The sequence below is a fragment of the Bacillus sp. FSL H8-0516 genome, assembly GCF_038635285.1.
Lineage (GTDB): Bacteria > Bacillota > Bacilli > Bacillales > Bacillaceae > Bacillus > Bacillus safensis.
On the sequence record NZ_CP152051.1, the window covers coordinates 1699231 to 1716657 of the forward strand.

A 17427-nucleotide genomic window follows, 5' to 3' on the forward strand; every position below is an offset into this window, starting at 1 on the left:
TTTTCCGTATAATTCCTTATTGGATATTAGAAGGGTGAGGGGATTCATATGGAAAATGCAGAGCTTGAATTAAGAAGGATTAGAGTGATCCTCCTTTTGATTGGAATTGTTGTCTTGTTTGGATCGTGCGCTATCTCAAACATTGAAACGAGACAAGAAAGTTGGAATAACCATTCTCATGAAAATGCAGATGGCGTTTTACCATCATCTGCTGCACTAAAAAATAATCATTTTGCTGTTGTGAAAGATGATCAAGTACATGTGTACCGATTTGATGAAAAAGAAGGAGAGCTGACTCTCGTTACAACGAAATACATAGATGAATGGGACGACGAAGAATATGATGATGACCTTGATGAAGAAGAGTAAGCACGTAAATTTACAAATGAATGTGAAGCCGCTACACTATAATCATGCATCAGACATCTAGACAGAAAAGGATGAGTTCATGACACATAAAATTAAAATTAATCATTGGGAACAAACTTGTGAAGACGATTCCTGTTTCGAATATGGAACGAGTGTTTCTGTAAATGGGAAAGAATTAGTGAGAGAAGCTTCAATCGTCTCTGCGCTTGAAGCGGTGCTAAAAGAATTAGGTGTTGAAGTGGAAATTACAGAAGTGTCAGAAGATTTACAGTGCGATGCCTACAAAAAATAAAACAAAAAGTCTAGTCTACTAAGCGATTTTTTTTCGTGTTATGATAGATTTCGGTTTCAGTTGAATAGGGAGTAGAGCAGTCTATTTTTAGATCCTGTTCTGCTCTATTTATTTGAACGTACGAGTTCGGCTATGAAGGTTCGGCCGGGTTGGTTGATTTTTTTCGTTTCGAACATCTATATGTTGTGTTTTGAAAAAACATAGTATACTATATATAGTGAATAACGAAATGATCAACAATACTAAAAACTAGGTCGTGATGGAATTGATTCAAATCGTATTTGATTCAAAAACAGGAAATGTTCAACGCTTTTTGGACAAGACCCCTTTTACAGACAAACGAAAATTGACTGGAGAAGAGTTTTTGGATACGCCGTTTATTCTCGTCACCTTTACGACAGGATTTGGACAAGTCCCTAGTACCACTCAGTCCTTTTTAGAGAAAAATGCTCACCTTTTACTAGGTGTTGCGGTGAGTGGCAACAAAGTGTGGGGAGATAATTTTGCAAAAAGCGCCGATACGATTTCTAAACAATATCAAGTTCCTATTTTGCACACCTTTGAACTAAGCGGAACAAAAAGGGATGTTGAATTGTTTACACAGGAGGTAGAAAGAATTGTCACAAAATCAGGTTCCAAAGTGGATACAATTAAATAACGAAATTATGATTCAAAAAGAAGGAAAGTTTCAGTTTGATAAGGACAAAGAAGCTGTACATAGTTATTTCGTAGATTACATTAATCAAAACACGGTCTTTTTTCACAATCTAGAAGAGAAGATTGATTACTTAATAGAAAACGACTACTATGAGGAAGAATTTTTAAGACAATACAGCATGGCAGATATTAAAGAAGTTTTTGAAGCTGCATATGCTAAAAAATTTAGATTCCCATCATTTATGAGTGCATTTAAGTTTTACAATGACTATGCACTGAAAACAAATGATAAAAAGAAAATCCTTGAACGCTATGAAGACCGCATTTCAGTTGTAGCACTTTTCTTTGCGGGTGGAGATAAAGAAAAAGCACTTGAGTTTGTAGAGCTGATGATCAATCAAGAGTACCAGCCAAGTACACCAACCTTCTTGAACGCTGGACGTAAAAGACGCGGTGAGCTTGTGAGCTGCTTCTTGCTTGAAGTAAATGACTCACTAAACGATATTTCAAGAGCGATTGATATTTCAATGCAGCTGTCAAAACTAGGCGGCGGCGTCAGTTTGAACCTGTCAAAACTTCGTGCAAAAGGCGAAGCAATCAAAGATGTCGAAAACGCGACAAAAGGTGTCGTCGGCGTGATGAAGCTTCTTGATAATGCGTTCAGATATGCAGATCAAATGGGGCAAAGACAAGGATCAGGCAGTGCCTACCTGAATATTTTCCACAGAGATATCAATGATTTCTTAGATACGAAAAAAATCTCTGCCGATGAAGATGTTCGCGTGAAAACACTATCCATCGGAGTCGTCATCCCGGATAAATTTATCGAGCTTGCTAGAGAAGATAAAACAGCTTACACCTTCTATCCGCATACAGTCTATAAAGAATATGGACAGCATCTTGATGAGATGGACATGGAAGAAATGTATGACGAGCTTGTAGAAAACCCGAAAGTCAAAAAAGAAAAAGTCAATCCGAGAAAGCTTCTTGAAAAATTGGCTGTTCTACGCTCAGAATCAGGCTATCCATATATCATGTTCCAAGATAATGTAAACAGAGAGCATGCCTTGAACCATATTTCACGAGTGAAATTCTCAAACCTTTGCTCAGAAGTGCTTCAGGCTTCAGAGGTTTCTTCTTACACGGACTATGATCAAGAAGATGAAATCGGCCTTGATATTTCTTGTAACCTTGGTTCATTAAATATCATGAATGTCATGAAAAACAAATCGATTGAAAAAACGGTTAAGCTTGCAACAGACTCACTAACGCTTGTGTCTGAAACAACAGACATTCGCAATGCACCAGCTGTTCGAAAAGCGAACAAAGCGATGAAGTCAATCGGACTTGGTGCGATGAACCTTCACGGGTATTTAGCTCAAAACCAAATTGCTTATGAAAGTGAAGAAGCAAGAGATTTCGCAAATACGTTCTTTATGATGGTGAACTATTATTCAATTAAACGCTCAAGTGAGCTTGCGAAAGAAAAAGGAGAAACATTCCATCGTTATGAAGGCTCTGGCTATGCAACTGGTGAGTACTTCAATAAATACGTGGAAAATGATTTCACACCAAAAACAGAAAAAGCAGCAGCGCTATTTGAAGGCATGCACATTCCAACAAAAGAAGACTGGGCCGCACTCAAAGAATTTGTAGCGGAACATGGCATGTATCACAGCTATCGTTTATGTATTGCACCAACAGGTTCCATTTCTTATGTTCAATCGGCAACAGCTTCTGTGATGCCAATTATGGAACGTATCGAAGAAAGAACATACGGCAACAGCAAAACCTATTACCCAATGCCAGGTCTATCAGCACAAAACTGGTTCTTCTATAAAGAAGCGTACGATATGGACATGTTTAAAGTGGTCGATATGATTGCAACGATTCAGCAGCACGTCGATCAAGGAATCAGCTTTACACTATTCTTAAAAGATACGATGACAACGCGTGATTTAAACCGCATCGATCTTTATGCACACCATAAAGGCATTAAGACACTTTATTATGCAAGAACGAAGGATACAGGGCAGGAAGGCTGTCTTTCTTGTGTTGTTTGATTAAAGGAGAGTTTAACGTGACAAAAATTTATGATGCAGCCAACTGGTCAAAACACGAAGACGATTTTACACAAATGTTTTACAACCAAAATGTAAAGCAGTTCTGGCTTCCAGAAGAGATTTCCTTAAACGGCGATCTCTTAACATGGAAATATTTAGGTGAAAAAGAACGAGATACGTATATGAAGGTACTTGCTGGACTGACTTTACTTGATACAGAACAAGGAAATACAGGGATGCCGATTGTTGCTGAACATGTGGACGGCCATCAGCGTAAAGCTGTACTCAACTTTATGGCAATGATGGAAAATGCGGTGCATGCGAAATCATACTCAAATATCTTCATGACACTCGCACCAACTGAAACGATCAGTGAAGTGTTTGAATGGGTCAAGAAGAATAAATTCCTGCAAAAGAAAGCAGATATGATTGTCAGTTTATACCGTTCGATTCAAAAGGACGATCCTATTTCTCTCTTTAAAGCAATGGTTGCTTCTGTTTATTTAGAGAGTTTCCTATTTTATAGTGGTTTTTACTACCCGCTTTATTTCTATGGACAAGGAAAGCTCATGCAAAGTGGTGAAATCATCAACTTAATTTTGCGTGATGAAGCGATTCATGGTGTGTACGTTGGATTATTAGCACAAGAAATTTACAACAAACAAACACCTGACGTGCAAAAAGAGCTGTATGATTTCTCTATTGACCTTTTAAACGAGCTTTATGAAAATGAACTTCATTACACTGAAGATATTTATGACCAAGTCAATTTATCGCATGATGTGAAAAAGTTCATTCGTTACAATGCCAATAAAGCGTTAATGAACCTTGGATTTGCCCCTTACTTTGAAGAAGAAGAGATCAACCCTATTGTATTGAATGGCCTCAATACAAAAACAAAGTCGCATGACTTCTTCTCAATGAAAGGGAACGGCTACAAAAAAGCAACAGTTGAGCCGTTAAAAGATGACGACTTCTTCTTTGGAGATGAATCATAAGGAAAGCGTAAAAGTCAAAACGCATCACTCGTTTTGGCTTTTTGCCATTTCTAACAATGTGATAGTTACATACTGGAGGTTACCGAACATGGGAAAAATGGACGAAATCATTTTAGTAGCACCACGCGCACGCGTGTTTCAAAACGAAACACTTGCGTTTAATGGTGTGAACAGTGAAGAGAAAACAATCAGCACCATTATGAAAGAAATCGAAGAGCACTTCGAGCAAATGCGAAGAGGCGATGCAGAAGAAAATCCTGACTTCAAGCAGCCGATTCCTTATGTCGTGATTAAGCGTGAGGACGAAGTGTATGTATACGAAAGACTTCAAGGCGGGGGAGAGACTCGCTTACATCATAAGTTATCTCTTGGCTTTGGGGGGCATATGAATTTCATCGAAGGAAAAAACTTTGCTGAGATTCTAAAAGAAAATACAGATCGTGAGCTGGACGAAGAACTTTCTATTCAAGAAGAAGACAAACTTGAAATGAAAACCCTTGGTTTAATCAATGACGATGACAACAGTGTCGGCCGTGTGCACATCGGACTGTTATCAGCGCTTGAGCTATCTCCGGGTGCTCATGTGGAAGTAAAAGAAACAGATCAAATCTCAGGAAAATGGATGAAAGCAGCCGATTTGAAAAAGCCTGAATACTTCGATCGTCTTGAAACATGGTCTCAATTTGTCGTCAACATCTTAGCGTAAATGAATACACAACAAACCGGCTCAGCAGAAGACTTGAGCCGGTTTGTTTCGTTACAACAGCTTCAGCTTATTGGAAAACGAATGCATCGTGACCGGCCTGCTTCAATCTTGCGACGAGGTCATCTGCATTTTGTTTTGTACGGAAAGCCCCGGCCTGCACTCGGAACATACCGCCGTCTAATACAACAAACGCGTCAAAGCCTTTGGATTTAAGTGTTGCTGCTAATTCATCTGCATTGGCTTTCACTTTGAAAGCTCCTGCCTGCACTTTATAAAGATTACTTGCTTTTTTTTTCAATTGAAAGGCTTCTTCTAGACCAGTCGCATGAGCGCGAGCGATGCCTTGAAGGAAGGTTGCGTTGCGGAGCTTATTAGCATCAGCTGCTGTATCGATGAAACCATTCTCTGTTAAAATAGCGGGCATAGAAGTTTCTCGAAGAACGTGGAAGTTCGCAGTTTTCTTGCCGCGGTTAGCAAAATCAACCGAGCGGACAATTTCATCATGAAGGGCATTGCGATACGTGGTGGTCGGTGCTGAAACGCCAGGATACACATAGCTTTCAAACCCTGTGCCCCCGCCAGCATTAATATGAATAGACACGAAATAGTCAGCTCCCCAGCTGTTTGCCGCATTCGTACGCTGGGACAAAGTGACGGATTGGTCAGTTGAACGACTTAAGCGGACGGAAACCCCATCATATTCACTAATCAAAATGTCTCTCAACAAAAGCGCGATTTGAAGTGTTATATTTTTCTCCAAAAGTCCATTAGCACTAGCTCCAGAATCTGTTCCTCCGTGGCCAGGATCAATAAAAATTTTCACCATCTATTCATCACCTCGTCTTTATTTTATGAGAAAATAGAAGAATTGCCTGTACAAAATGCGGAAATCATTGAGACTCTTTTCTGCATCATTTGTGATCAAAAAGCTGCATTTTTCTAAGAAAAAGCAAATTGTTGGTTTGTCCGCCCAAACGGGATGAATACAATGGAAATAGCACATCATTTCCTGGGAAACCGCAGAAATCCCTACAATATTCGGTATCTCGGGTCATTTTGACAGCAAACTTGGGCTTAAGCGGGCGATTGTCACGATTACAGCTCCACCCGAATAGAATAAAGAGAGAAGAGCGAGAGGTGAATACGTTGGAGCGAGCTGTCACATATAAAAACAACGGCCAAATCAATATTATACTTAACGGACAAAAGCAAGTATTGGTTGATGCAGACTCAGAGGCAGAATACCTAGAAGCCTTGCAGAAAAATGAGGCAAAACACAGCATCTTACGGGAAATAGAGCGTGAAATGAACAGCCTTGTCGGTATGGATGAAATGAAACGAAACATAAAAGAGATTTATGCTTGGATTTTTGTTAATCAAAAACGGCAGGAACAAGGGTTAAAGGTAGGAAAACAAGCGCTTCATATGATGTTCAAAGGAAATCCTGGCACAGGAAAAACCACAGTTGCAAGACTTGTCGGGAAGCTTTTCTTTGAAATGAATGTGCTCTCAAAGGGTCACTTAATTGAAGCAGAACGCGGTGATCTAGTTGGTGAGTACATTGGTCATACAGCGCAAAAAACAAGGGATTTAATTAAAAAATCACTAGGTGGTATTTTGTTCATTGACGAAGCCTATTCTCTTGCGCGCGGAGGAGAAAAGGATTTTGGAAAAGAGGCGATTGATACCCTAGTGAAACATATGGAGGACAAACAGCACGAATTTATTCTCATTCTTGCTGGCTACTCCAAGGAAATGGAGCATTTTCTTTCTTTAAACCCCGGCCTGCAATCAAGATTTCCAATCAATATCAGCTTTCCAGATTATACTGTCGATCAGCTCATGGATATTGCAAAACGAATGATGGCAGACAGAGAATATGTATTTACACAAGAAGCCGAATGGAAGCTGCGGGATTATTTAATGCACATTAAAAGTACCACGAGCCCGGCAAAATTCAGCAATGGCCGGTTTGTGCGAAACACCATTGAAAAAGCCATACGAACTCAGGCGATGAGACTGCTTCTTGTGGATCATTATGATAAAAAAGATCTGCTGACCATTAAAAGTCACGATCTTCAAATGAAAGAGGATACGCCTTCTTGAAATGGCGTATCCTTTTTATAAAGAGTCACTAAAATAAACCATCCGAATAGTGGTATACGTGTGATGTGTTTGGTATGATGGTACTACTGAAAACTTAAGTACAGAAAGGAAACAACTAACGTTGAATGAACATGAAATGACTGAAAAAGCGATCCTTGTCGGCTGCCAATTGCCGCATGTAACGGATGAACGCTTTCAATACTCAATGGAAGAATTAGCTTCCTTAACTAAAACGGCTGGCGGTGAAGCTGTCAGCGTGATGACGCAGAAGAGAAATAGACAAGACAGTGCAACATATATCGGTAAAGGGAAAGTAGAAGAACTTGAGGTGCTTTGCGAGGAACTCGAATGTGATGTCATTATTTTTAACGACGAGCTTTCTCCAAGCCAGCTAAAAGCTTTGGCGACTGCTTTAGATGTGAAAATTATAGACCGTACGCAATTGATTTTAGATATCTTTGCAAAAAGAGCTCGTACAAGAGAGGGGAAGCTGCAAATAGAGCTTGCCCAGCTTCAGTATGCCCTGCCGAGACTAAGTGGACAAGGGATCAGCCTCTCAAGACAAGGGGGCGGAATTGGCGCAAGAGGTCCAGGTGAAACAAAACTTGAAACAGATAGACGTCATATTCGAAACCGCATTCACGAAATTAACGGGCAGTTATCTGCAGTCAAAGAACACCGAACAAGATACCGGGAGCGCCGAAAGAAAAATGGTGTGTTCCAAATTGCCATTGTCGGCTATACGAATGCCGGAAAATCAACTTTGTTTAACCAATTAACAGAAGCGGATAGTCATGAAGAGGACCTGCTGTTTGCGACACTTGATCCAATGACACGTAAGATGACATTAGAATCTGGCTACAGTGTGCTGATTTCAGATACAGTTGGCTTTATCCAAGACCTTCCGACCACACTGATTGCCGCATTTCGTTCCACCCTTGAAGAAGTGAAGGAAGCCGATTATTTGCTTCATGTCATCGACTCTTCTAATGAGGATTATGAAGGGCACGAACGAACGGTTCATGAGCTTTTAGAAGAATTAGAAGCGGACCGTATTCCGATGCTGACTGTTTATAACAAGGAAGATCAAATTAGACCAGATTTCATCCCATCTTCAAAGCATCGCCACATCTTAATCAGTGCTAAGCGCAAAGAAGATGTAAAAAGGTTAAAAGCGGATATTATGGCAGAGCTGAAAAAAGCCTTTTTAAAGCCATATCATGTAAAGATTCCAGCGCATGAAGGCAAGCTCATTTCCGCATTAAAATCAGAAACGCTTGTGGAGTCACTAGAATTTCAAAAAGAAGCAGAGATATATGACATCACCGGATATAGTGGTGAGGATCAGACCATTTTAGGTCAAATCAAGAAGTATATGTTGGAAAGGAATTAAATCAAGATGTTTCACACATTAAAACACGGCAGTATTTTAGAAAAAGCAGCAGCAGAAACAGAACAAGAGATTTTACACGTGCATCAGCAAATTGATCAAAAGAGCGAACAAAATGAGTGGCGGGTGCTTGAAAGCTATCGAAAGCACAAAGTCAGTGACTCTCACTTTAATCCGACGACTGGATATGGCTACGATGATATGGGGAGAGACACATTAGAAAAGATTTATGCGGATGTCTTCGGCGGAGAAAGCGGGCTTGTGCGTCCGCAAATTATTTCCGGTACACACGCAATTTCCATTGCCTTATTTGGTGTGCTGAGACCTGGCGATGAATTGATCTATATGACGGGAAAACCATACGATACGCTAGAAGAAATTGTCGGGATTCGCGGGAAAGAAGGGACAGGCTCATTAAAAGACTTCCAGATTGACTACAAAGCCATTGATTTACGACAAGATGGATCCGTCGATTATGAGAAAGTAAAAGAGTCGATTTCCTCTAAAACAAAAGTCATCGGCATTCAGCGTTCGAAAGGCTATGCGTCAAGACCATCCTTTACTATAGAAGAAATTGAGCAAATGATTTCATTTGTGAAAGAGATTAATGAAGAAATCATTGTGTTCGTAGATAACTGTTATGGTGAATTTACTGAATTAAAAGAGCCGTGTCATGTCGGAGCTGACCTCATGGCCGGTTCACTCATTAAAAACCCAGGCGGAGGCCTTGCCAAAACAGGCGGCTACATCGTAGGAAAAGAAAAATGGGTAGAAGCTTGCTCTTATCGAATGACATCTCCAGGCATCGGCAGTGAAGCGGGTGCATCGCTGTATGCGCTCCAAGAAATGTATCAAGGCTTTTTCTTGGCGCCGCATGTTGTAGCTCAAAGTTTAAAAGGCGCAGTGTTTACGGCTCGTTTTCTTGAGAAGCTCGGATTTCAAACAAACCCGGCGTGGAATGCGAAAAGAACGGATTTGATTCAATCAGTCGAATTTGGGGATCCTAAAAAAATGATTGCGTTCTGTCAGGCAATCCAGTATGCATCTCCGATTAATAGTCACGTCACACCACATGCAAGCTATATGCCAGGCTACGAGGACGATGTCATTATGGCAGCGGGCACGTTTGTACAAGGAGCCAGTATTGAATTATCAGCCGATGGTCCGATCAGACCGCCTTATACTGCCTACGTTCAAGGCGGACTCACGTATGCCCATGTGAAAAATGCGATTTGCAGTGCTGTCGATGCCTTATTGGAACAAGGTTTTATTGAAGTGCCTGCTCAATAAAAAAATCCATGTTAATATTCCTAACATCTTGTTGACACATAATATAACATGACATATAATAAATTTAAGCAAAGAGGAGGAGACAGTTGAGATGAGTGATAACATTCGCCGCTCAATGCCTTTATTCCCAATTGGGATTGTCATGCAGCTAACAGAATTATCTGCAAGACAAATTCGCTATTATGAGGAAAATGGTTTAGTATTTCCAGCAAGAAGTGATGGAAACCGCCGATTATTTTCTTTTCATGATGTTGATAAATTACTAGAAATTAAAAACCTCATCGAACAAGGTGTAAACATGGCAGGAATCAAAAAACTTTTTGCCAAAGCTGAGGCAGAAAATCCATCGTCTGATACAAAGACGGAGGAAAAAGCTGCAGCTAAGCACAACTTGACAGATGATGAACTCAGGAAGCTACTGAAGAAAGAACTCATTCAGGCTGGACGTTTCCAACAAGGAACGACCTTTAGGCAGGGGGATATGTCAAGGTTCTTCCGTTAACCAATTAGCAAAAGCATTGCTATACACATTTTACCTTTTGTAGGGGAGGAGTTTTACGAAATGGCAAAGTACACAAGAGAAGATATCGTAAAATTAGTAAATGAGGAAAACGTAAAGTACATCCGTCTGCAATTTACAGACATTCTCGGAACGATTAAAAATGTTGAGATTCCTGTGAGCCAGTTAGAAAAAGCTCTCGATAACAAATGTATGTTTGACGGTTCATCTATTGAAGGATTCGTACGTATCGAAGAATCAGATATGTACCTATACCCAGATCTAAACACATTTGTTATTTTCCCTTGGACAGCAGAAAAAGGTAAAGTTGCACGCTTTATTTGTGACATTTATAAGCCAGACGGGACACCATTTGATGGAGACCCGCGTAACAACTTAAAGCGTATCTTAAAGGAAATGGAAGAACTAGGATTTAGTGATTTCAACCTTGGACCTGAGCCAGAATTCTTCTTATTTAAATTAGATGAAAAAGGCGAGCCAACGCTTGAACTAAACGATAAAGGCGGATACTTTGACCTTGCGCCAACAGATCTAGGTGAAAACTGCCGCCGTGATATCGTGCTAGAGCTTGAAGAAATGGGCTTTGAAATTGAAGCATCTCACCACGAAGTAGCACCAGGGCAGCACGAAATTGATTTCAAATATGCAGGCGCGATCCGTTCTTGCGATGACATTCAAACATTCAAACTCGTTGTCAAAACCATTGCGAGAAAGCATGGTCTTCATGCGACATTCATGCCAAAACCATTGTTCGGTGTAAACGGATCTGGTATGCACTGTAACCTATCATTATTCAAAAATGGCAAAAACGCATTCTTTGATGAAAAAGCAGATTTACAATTAAGCGAGACTGCTAGACACTTTATCGCAGGTATCGTCAAGCACGCAACAAGCTTTACAGCGGTCACAAACCCAACTGTAAACTCTTACAAACGTCTTGTACCTGGCTATGAAGCACCTTGCTATGTGGCATGGAGTGCACAAAACCGCAGCCCGTTGATCCGTATCCCGGCATCACGCGGCATCAGCACACGTGTAGAAGTGCGCAGCGTAGACCCATCTGCAAACCCATACCTTGCACTAAGCGTATTACTTGCAGCAGGTCTTGACGGAATCAAAAACAAACTAGAAGCACCAGCACCAATCGATAGAAACATCTATGTCATGGACAAAGAAGAGCGCCTTGAAAACGGCATCTCTGACCTTCCTGCAACACTTGCAGAAGCACTCGAGTTGCTGAAATCAAACGAAGTCATGATCAACGCACTAGGCGATCACCTATTCGAGCACTTCATCGAATCAAAAGAAATTGAATGGGATATGTTCCGCACCCAAGTACACCCATGGGAACGTGATCAGTATATGTCTCAGTATTAATAAAGAAAACCCCTTGGAACCAATGGTTTCAAGGGGTTTTTGTTTTTGTGGATGTTTTTAATATTTCAAAATGAAGCGGGCACCACCTACAATTCACCAACAAAAAAAGTGTCTTTGAAATTTCAACAATGTGGTGTTGGCTGAAACCCCAATGTACGGTAAAACCGAGATCACTACACATGACGGCCAGTTCACAAATTTAAATTATACAAGTTCTTCACAGAATAGATATTTAGCAGATAGAGCTTCCTAATTACTTGAAAAAATCTAAAAAATGCCGATTCAATAAAGAAGAATATTGAAAAGGTGTGTATTTATGGACTATTTTGGATTTCTTAAAACGATGGGGATACCAGGTAATTTGGCTGCTGCAACTATACTTTTTATTATCATTTTCAAATTAATAAGACCTATTAATTTATTATCATCAAGTATCTTTGAACAAAAGTTGTTAACTAAAGATATGGTTATACTATTATTAAGTATTAAATATCTTGGACAGACTTTATGGTGGGTATTGATTAATCTGTCTATACTTTATACTTTTGGTGTACCGTCCTGGACTGGGGATCCAAATTTATCTCCCATGATAGGATCAATTTTTTTCGCAATTGGTGCTCCAATTTTCACTATAATTTATGTTATAAACAGTCAATTCTCTTCAAAAATTAATCGGTTTGGGGTAAGAGTATTATTAGCAATACTGTTCATGGTTTGCTTATTGTGCTATTATTTTCCGTTGAATGGAACAGTTGTAACAAATGTATTCGTAGAAAATCCAATTGGAAAATTAGCAATTATAATAGGATGTATGACCGTTCTATGTCTCCCTATACCAGCATTAATGAAGCAAATTTCAAAGTTTTTATATTGGACAAAAGAAAAGTATATACTCGTTTCTGACATTGATTTAGCTAATGAACAAAATATTCTTGAAAGTGATTTGAATAAAAAATCTTGGTATGTACTACACGCTATAAACAAAGAATTAATTTTATTAGGAAATAATCCTAAGCCAAAGTTATGTACAGAAACAAAAATTATCAAGTTAGAAGACTTGTGCAATATAAAAATGTCGATTGAAGAGGTCGATCAAGATTCTACAAACGAGGAATCTACGAACGATAGTACTACAAACAATAATTCAATTATATAATTAAACAGTCTGCTTATAAGATTTTTTAGAGGGAGGGTATAAATTTGTTAACCAACCAATTATGCCTTATTCCTGAGGTCAATGAAAAGCAGGTACGTAAGACATTAATAGATGAATTGAAGCTTTACAAAGCATTAAAAGTTAAACAAGAGAACTTGGATGAGCAAAAAGCAAATGGCATCTTAACTTTGTTTCCAAAGCTAAGAGATTAAAATGTTTGTTCGGAGCTGAAGGTGCGGCAAATAGAAAGAGCACTAGAGTACAGCTTGGGTGAAATTGAACAAGATATTATTCGCATGAAGTACCTTACTTCACGAATGGTTAAAGACCTTGAGGTATGTGAAGAACTTGGATTAAAGAAAGATCGATATTACAAATTAAAAAAGCAAGCAACGTTTAAACTTTCAACAGCACTCGGAATCATCTGAGTGCGTTTTGTATTTGAAAAAAAATAATGGTAAAATACATCATGTTTCTCATAATATGTTTAAAAGAGGTGCGATGATTTTGAAGAAACTTACACTCCTTCTAGTAGTATTAATTCTAACTGTGACATCTATTACATTAATAATAAATAAAAACAAAACTGAGAAATTTAAGAATGAAAATTGGGCCTATGAATATTTAAAAATTAATAAACTGCATAACCAGAAAAAACTAACAGGAAAAGGTGTGAAACTAGCATTAATTGATTCAGGTGTTTCATTTAAGCAGGAAATCAATGTTAAGAAGGGGGTAAACGTTTTAGATCCCAAAAGATCATATCAAGATAATCATGGTCATGGAACTCATTTAGCTGGAATTTTAACTAATAAAGACATTGGCGTTGCGCCAAACATCGATTTATATGTAATTAAAGCCTTGGATAACAATTTAAACGGTGATATTAATAATGTAATAGAAGCAGTGAATTATAGTATTGAAGAAAAGGTTGACATTATTCTAATGTCATTTGGCACTTTAAAATATTCTAAAAAACTGGAATCTGTAATAAATAGAGCTTTAAGAAATAATATTGTTGTAATATCATCGGTTGGGAACTATGGGTTACAAGAAAAGAGCGATATACTCTACCCTGCTAAATTTGAAGGTGTTATTGCTGTAGGAGCTTTAAATATGAACGGTGATATATGGAAAGGGACAACTGTAGGTAATGGATTAAATGTGCTACTTCCGGGGCAGTATATAAAAAGTTATTCAAAAGATGGTTCTTTTTTATATAGTAGTGGTACTTCAATGGCGGCTGCCTACATGGCAGGTCTTGCTGCTCTCTTTTTTGAAGAATATTCTTCTTATAATAAATCCACAATCTCTAAAAAAATATGGAAAAAAATCAAAAATTTAGATAAAATAAATGGGTATTCAGTTATGAATACAGATAAATTTTTTTGAGAAAGTAGGGTTTATATGAAGAATAAGCTTATTTTAGTAGTACTGTCTTTTATTCTATGTTTTTCGGCGGTGACTCCAGTATATGCTGAGAGCGTAACTTCACAGGATAGTGAACTTGTGGTTAGTGATCAATTGATTGAACAAGTATATGAGGATACCGGTATAGATGTTTCAAATGTAGATGTATCAAACTTTAATAAAGAATTTGACTTTCTTTTGAATGATCCAGTATTTATTGAATTAGAAGAAACTTTAGCGTTACAGAGTCAGAATGCTGAATTGAAAGAAGACAGTGTAACTGGTCAGTGGATACCGGTGGTGGCTGCTGCTTTAAGATTATTAATTTCTCAAGTTGGAAAAAAGGGAATGCAAAAAGGATGGAAAGTAGCTAGACCATATGTGCAGAAAGCATTAAAGGCGCCTCAAAATTATATTATTGATGGCCCCGGATCAGGAGGGCGCATTATACAGGTACGTAGCAAAAAAACCAAAAAACCACTATTCAGACTAGATTATGCACCTATAAAGCATGGAAGACCTGCTGTTCTGCATTATCATGTTCCACCTAATCTAAAAGATCATCATGTTATTTTCTAAAGGGGAGATCAACGTTGCTTAACTTAGACGATACAATGCATTTGCATGTAGGCTATTATGAAAATGATTTAGATTATGAAGGTGTGTTTTTTAAAAGTTTAGATTCAGGGAAATGGTTATTGTTTTTTGATCAAGAAAGCTATGGTATAAAACTTAAACAAAAATATGAAAAATATGATGATTTTGGTTTGTTGGTTGGAGAGTATAATATTGATGATGAAGATATTGAGGATAAAGGTGATGCATTATTCGAACGATTTCTAAAAGAAAATGGTTTAATTAAAGCATAGCGTTTTTGTATGATACGTTACAATAAATAACAGGATATAGAAGAAGGCATCTTTATCTGTTTGAAGACTGTTATGTAGACTTTAAAAATTACTTAGAAATATATTTATTCTGAAAGCGATGCGTTTTGGAAATAATAGAACCAAAGTGTCCATGTTTATGGGCACTTTTTTTATTTGTATTGCCGAGAAAAAGCCGACAAAAAGGGGACCTTTTTTCCTAAGTGGATCATCGTATGATAGAGACAGCAAAACCAACGTGAATTTTTTGTCCAGAAGGAAGAACCTGCGGGCGCTAATCATTTAGCACTCTAAGTGCCATGATTGGTGTCCGCTTTTTTTATTGGGAGACACGTCTTTCCCTTATCAATGGCGTATCTGGATACGGAACAAAGGTGTTGAGGAATGTGGCCATACGAGAGGGACATTCTGAGCCTGGATAGCAGCTGGTCTACGGCGGCCGTATCGAGGACAGTTTTTCATTTTATTTGATGATTGACTGTACTTGGCATCCTCTCGAAGTGTAGTCATCATTCAAAAATCTATTTAAGCGAATAGCGTAAGGTGGTGCTTATTCGGCAAGGAGAGTATGAACATGAAGATCAGGGATTCTGTTTCTAAAGAGACATTAAAGCAATTTAAAAGCATTGCTCCTGGTTCTAATAGAAAGAAGGAGAACGATGCTGATCCCATTACCAATAGGGATTGGGAAGAAATCATGGGAACGAGACGCGAAACGTATCAACGACAAGGCGGCCGTATCCGGAGGAAACGATGATTTGATGGGAACAGTCGTCTTTTGGGTGTATGGCTGCACGTGCTTGGGTGAGGGATAGGAGCGCAAAAATATAAAAAGGGACATGATGAGCATGGCATCAGGATTTGGAGTGTCGGCGAACCCGACAAAAGCTAATCACAAAATTGGAGAGGATAAGGTCGTACGAATTGCAGTACAAAACCACAATGACTTTAGTGCTGGTCCCAACCTTATTCCACAAAGAAAGGTGAATGGAAAGTGGGAGACAATTAAAACAAATTCCCCGAACCCCCTTAACCCAGGTGAAAAACTTTATGATCAATTTGACATCAAAGAGTCATTGGTAACAAAAAAGGTACTTATCGCTTTAGAGTGGATGTAGAACGTTACGACAAAAAGGGCAATCATGTTGCAACTCTGGGAACATTCTACACTAGCGAATTTTACATTAAATAGAACCAATTCAGTGAACACCTGAAAATTTCCAAATCACCTCCGATATATGTTTAGGAGGTGATTTCTTATGAATGAAATTAACGAAACCAACGTATTTACATGATTTGAACAGAGTAAATACATCGGGATTTATTTGAAACAATTTGGGGAAAAGATGCATAAAGCAACTATAACAAGGCTTTAAAGTGCACCAATAAAGCGAATGAGTGTAGAATGACATAAATTCCAACCAAGAACTTTTTTTTTTGTTCATTTTGATATAATAGATTCAAAACACTAGTTAAGAACTGCGCTTAATTAAAAAATAGAGGAGTACTTATGAAAGAAGAAATTATAAAAGAATATTTCTTTATGTGGGTAACTAGAGATTTTACGTTTTTAGATACGTATTTTTCTGATGATATTATCTACCGCGAATGTTATGGAGCAATGTATGTGGGTATAGAGGAAGTCCATTTGTGGATCAAAAAAATGTTACTGAAGCAAGTTGTCTTAGAATGGAAGATAAAAAATATTCATCAAGTAAATGATACCTTATTTTTTGTAGAATGGTATTTTAAAGCAAAAGAAGAACAACTTTATTCATTTGATGGTATATCAAAGATTGAATTTGATGGAAATAAAATCCGATTAATAGAAGAGTATGAAGCTAAACATGAAACTTTTAGACCATGTAAGATTGATTAAAGATGTCCAGGGACAAGAACATCAATAAACATGCACTTAAAACTGATACGATGTGAGGTTAAACACGGTTGAGGGATACTCCGTATGAATGGTACAGAAAATTGTCCAGGGACAAATTTGCTCCGTTTATTAAAGATTGTCGAGGGATAAGAACATGGTCCCCATTGAAGTCGCTATTTTAGCGGCTTTTTATTTTATCGGTACAAGTTCTTGTCCCGATTGCCGGAATGCGAAAAGAACATGTTACTATTGCCAATTAGTCATAAATCTAATCGTTAAAAGTTGGGTACTTTGTGTCAATGTACAATGAGCTTCACATTCAGGAGG

The 17427-nt window shown here is 38.3% G+C and carries 19 protein-coding genes and 1 pseudogene; 19 read left to right on the plus strand and 1 reads right to left on the minus strand.

The annotated features are described in order from the left end of the window. The first annotated feature begins 48 nt into the window (after positions 1 to 48). The 6 genes from MHB67_RS08385 to MHB67_RS08410 all read left to right on the plus strand — a co-directional run bounded on the left by MHB67_RS08385 (position 49) and on the right by MHB67_RS08410 (position 5085). Complete coding sequence (locus MHB67_RS08385) at positions 49 to 369, plus strand: YmzC family protein (protein ID WP_024424087.1); 321 nt, start codon at positions 49 to 51, stop codon at positions 367 to 369. 79 nt (positions 370 to 448) lie between these two features. After that, positions 449 to 661, plus strand: coding sequence for a hypothetical protein (locus MHB67_RS08390; RefSeq protein ID WP_003212415.1), 213 nt, complete (start codon positions 449 to 451; stop codon positions 659 to 661). 265 nt (positions 662 to 926) lie between these two features. Next, positions 927 to 1319, plus strand: coding sequence for a class Ib ribonucleoside-diphosphate reductase assembly flavoprotein NrdI (gene nrdI, locus MHB67_RS08395; RefSeq protein ID WP_008360380.1), 393 nt, complete (start codon positions 927 to 929; stop codon positions 1317 to 1319). Then, entirely contained in the window at positions 1279 to 3381 is a 2103-nt protein-coding gene (nrdE, locus tag MHB67_RS08400; protein WP_024424086.1) for a class 1b ribonucleoside-diphosphate reductase subunit alpha, read from the plus strand. The genes nrdI and nrdE overlap by 41 nt, the downstream gene beginning before the upstream one ends. A gap of 17 nt (positions 3382 to 3398) precedes the next feature. After that, positions 3399 to 4379 (plus strand): class 1b ribonucleoside-diphosphate reductase subunit beta, encoded by a 981-nt coding sequence (gene nrdF, locus MHB67_RS08405; RefSeq protein WP_024424085.1) that lies wholly within the window; start codon positions 3399 to 3401, stop codon positions 4377 to 4379. Between the two features lie 88 nt (positions 4380 to 4467). Next, the gene (locus tag MHB67_RS08410) at positions 4468 to 5085 is read left to right on the plus strand and encodes a hypothetical protein (protein ID WP_024424084.1); all 618 of its coding nucleotides are present in this window, start codon (positions 4468 to 4470) and stop codon (positions 5083 to 5085) included. A 67-nt stretch (positions 5086 to 5152) separates the two neighbouring features. Here the strand turns inward: MHB67_RS08410 and MHB67_RS08415 are convergent, their stop codons facing one another. Further along, a complete protein-coding gene (locus MHB67_RS08415; RefSeq protein ID WP_024427042.1) occupies positions 5153 to 5911 on the minus strand; it encodes an N-acetylmuramoyl-L-alanine amidase in 759 nt (252 codons plus the stop codon). A gap of 320 nt (positions 5912 to 6231) precedes the next feature. On the opposite strand from MHB67_RS08415, the gene spoVK reads away from it, so the two are divergent. From spoVK to MHB67_RS08480, 13 genes and pseudogenes are all read left to right on the plus strand, one after another. Then, positions 6232 to 7191 carry a stage V sporulation protein K gene (spoVK, locus tag MHB67_RS08420; RefSeq protein ID WP_048239875.1) on the plus strand — a complete coding sequence of 320 codons (960 nt, stop codon included), beginning with the start codon at positions 6232 to 6234 and terminating at the stop codon, positions 7189 to 7191. A gap of 121 nt (positions 7192 to 7312) precedes the next feature. Then, on the plus strand, positions 7313 to 8584 hold the full coding sequence (gene hflX, locus MHB67_RS08425) for a GTPase HflX (RefSeq protein WP_024427043.1): 1272 nt from the start codon (positions 7313 to 7315) through the stop codon (positions 8582 to 8584). A 6-nt stretch (positions 8585 to 8590) separates the two neighbouring features. Next, positions 8591 to 9871, plus strand: coding sequence for an aminotransferase class I/II-fold pyridoxal phosphate-dependent enzyme (locus MHB67_RS08430; RefSeq protein WP_103132395.1), 1281 nt, complete (start codon positions 8591 to 8593; stop codon positions 9869 to 9871). 91 nt (positions 9872 to 9962) lie between these two features. After that, positions 9963 to 10373 carry a MerR family transcriptional regulator gene (locus tag MHB67_RS08435; protein WP_024424081.1) on the plus strand — a complete coding sequence of 137 codons (411 nt, stop codon included), beginning with the start codon at positions 9963 to 9965 and terminating at the stop codon, positions 10371 to 10373. A gap of 60 nt (positions 10374 to 10433) precedes the next feature. Next, a complete protein-coding gene (glnA, locus tag MHB67_RS08440) occupies positions 10434 to 11768 on the plus strand; it encodes a type I glutamate--ammonia ligase (RefSeq protein WP_024427046.1) in 1335 nt (444 codons plus the stop codon). A 316-nt stretch (positions 11769 to 12084) separates the two neighbouring features. After that, positions 12085 to 12924: a hypothetical protein gene (locus MHB67_RS08445; RefSeq protein ID WP_103132394.1), complete on the plus strand. Its 840-nt coding sequence runs from the start codon at positions 12085 to 12087 to the stop codon at positions 12922 to 12924. A 44-nt stretch (positions 12925 to 12968) separates the two neighbouring features. Continuing rightward, a pseudogene (locus MHB67_RS08450) lies at positions 12969 to 13352 on the plus strand (ArpU family phage packaging/lysis transcriptional regulator). Between the two features lie 79 nt (positions 13353 to 13431). Beyond that, complete coding sequence (locus MHB67_RS08455; RefSeq protein WP_166644673.1) at positions 13432 to 14316, plus strand: S8 family serine peptidase; 885 nt, start codon at positions 13432 to 13434, stop codon at positions 14314 to 14316. Positions 14317 to 14331: 15 nt separating this feature from the next. Then, entirely contained in the window at positions 14332 to 14913 is a 582-nt protein-coding gene (locus tag MHB67_RS08460; protein WP_039166537.1) for a hypothetical protein, read from the plus strand. 14 nt (positions 14914 to 14927) lie between these two features. Next, positions 14928 to 15203, plus strand: coding sequence for a DUF3986 family protein (locus MHB67_RS08465; protein WP_103132392.1), 276 nt, complete (start codon positions 14928 to 14930; stop codon positions 15201 to 15203). Positions 15204 to 15795: 592 nt separating this feature from the next. Next, positions 15796 to 15978, plus strand: coding sequence for a hypothetical protein (locus MHB67_RS08470; RefSeq protein WP_073980085.1), 183 nt, complete (start codon positions 15796 to 15798; stop codon positions 15976 to 15978). 91 nt (positions 15979 to 16069) lie between these two features. Next, positions 16070 to 16339, plus strand: coding sequence for a structural protein (locus tag MHB67_RS08475; RefSeq protein ID WP_234107837.1), 270 nt, complete (start codon positions 16070 to 16072; stop codon positions 16337 to 16339). Positions 16340 to 16731: 392 nt separating this feature from the next. Beyond that, on the plus strand, positions 16732 to 17100 hold the full coding sequence (locus MHB67_RS08480) for a nuclear transport factor 2 family protein (protein WP_103132390.1): 369 nt from the start codon (positions 16732 to 16734) through the stop codon (positions 17098 to 17100). Positions 17101 to 17427: the final 327 nt, after the last annotated feature.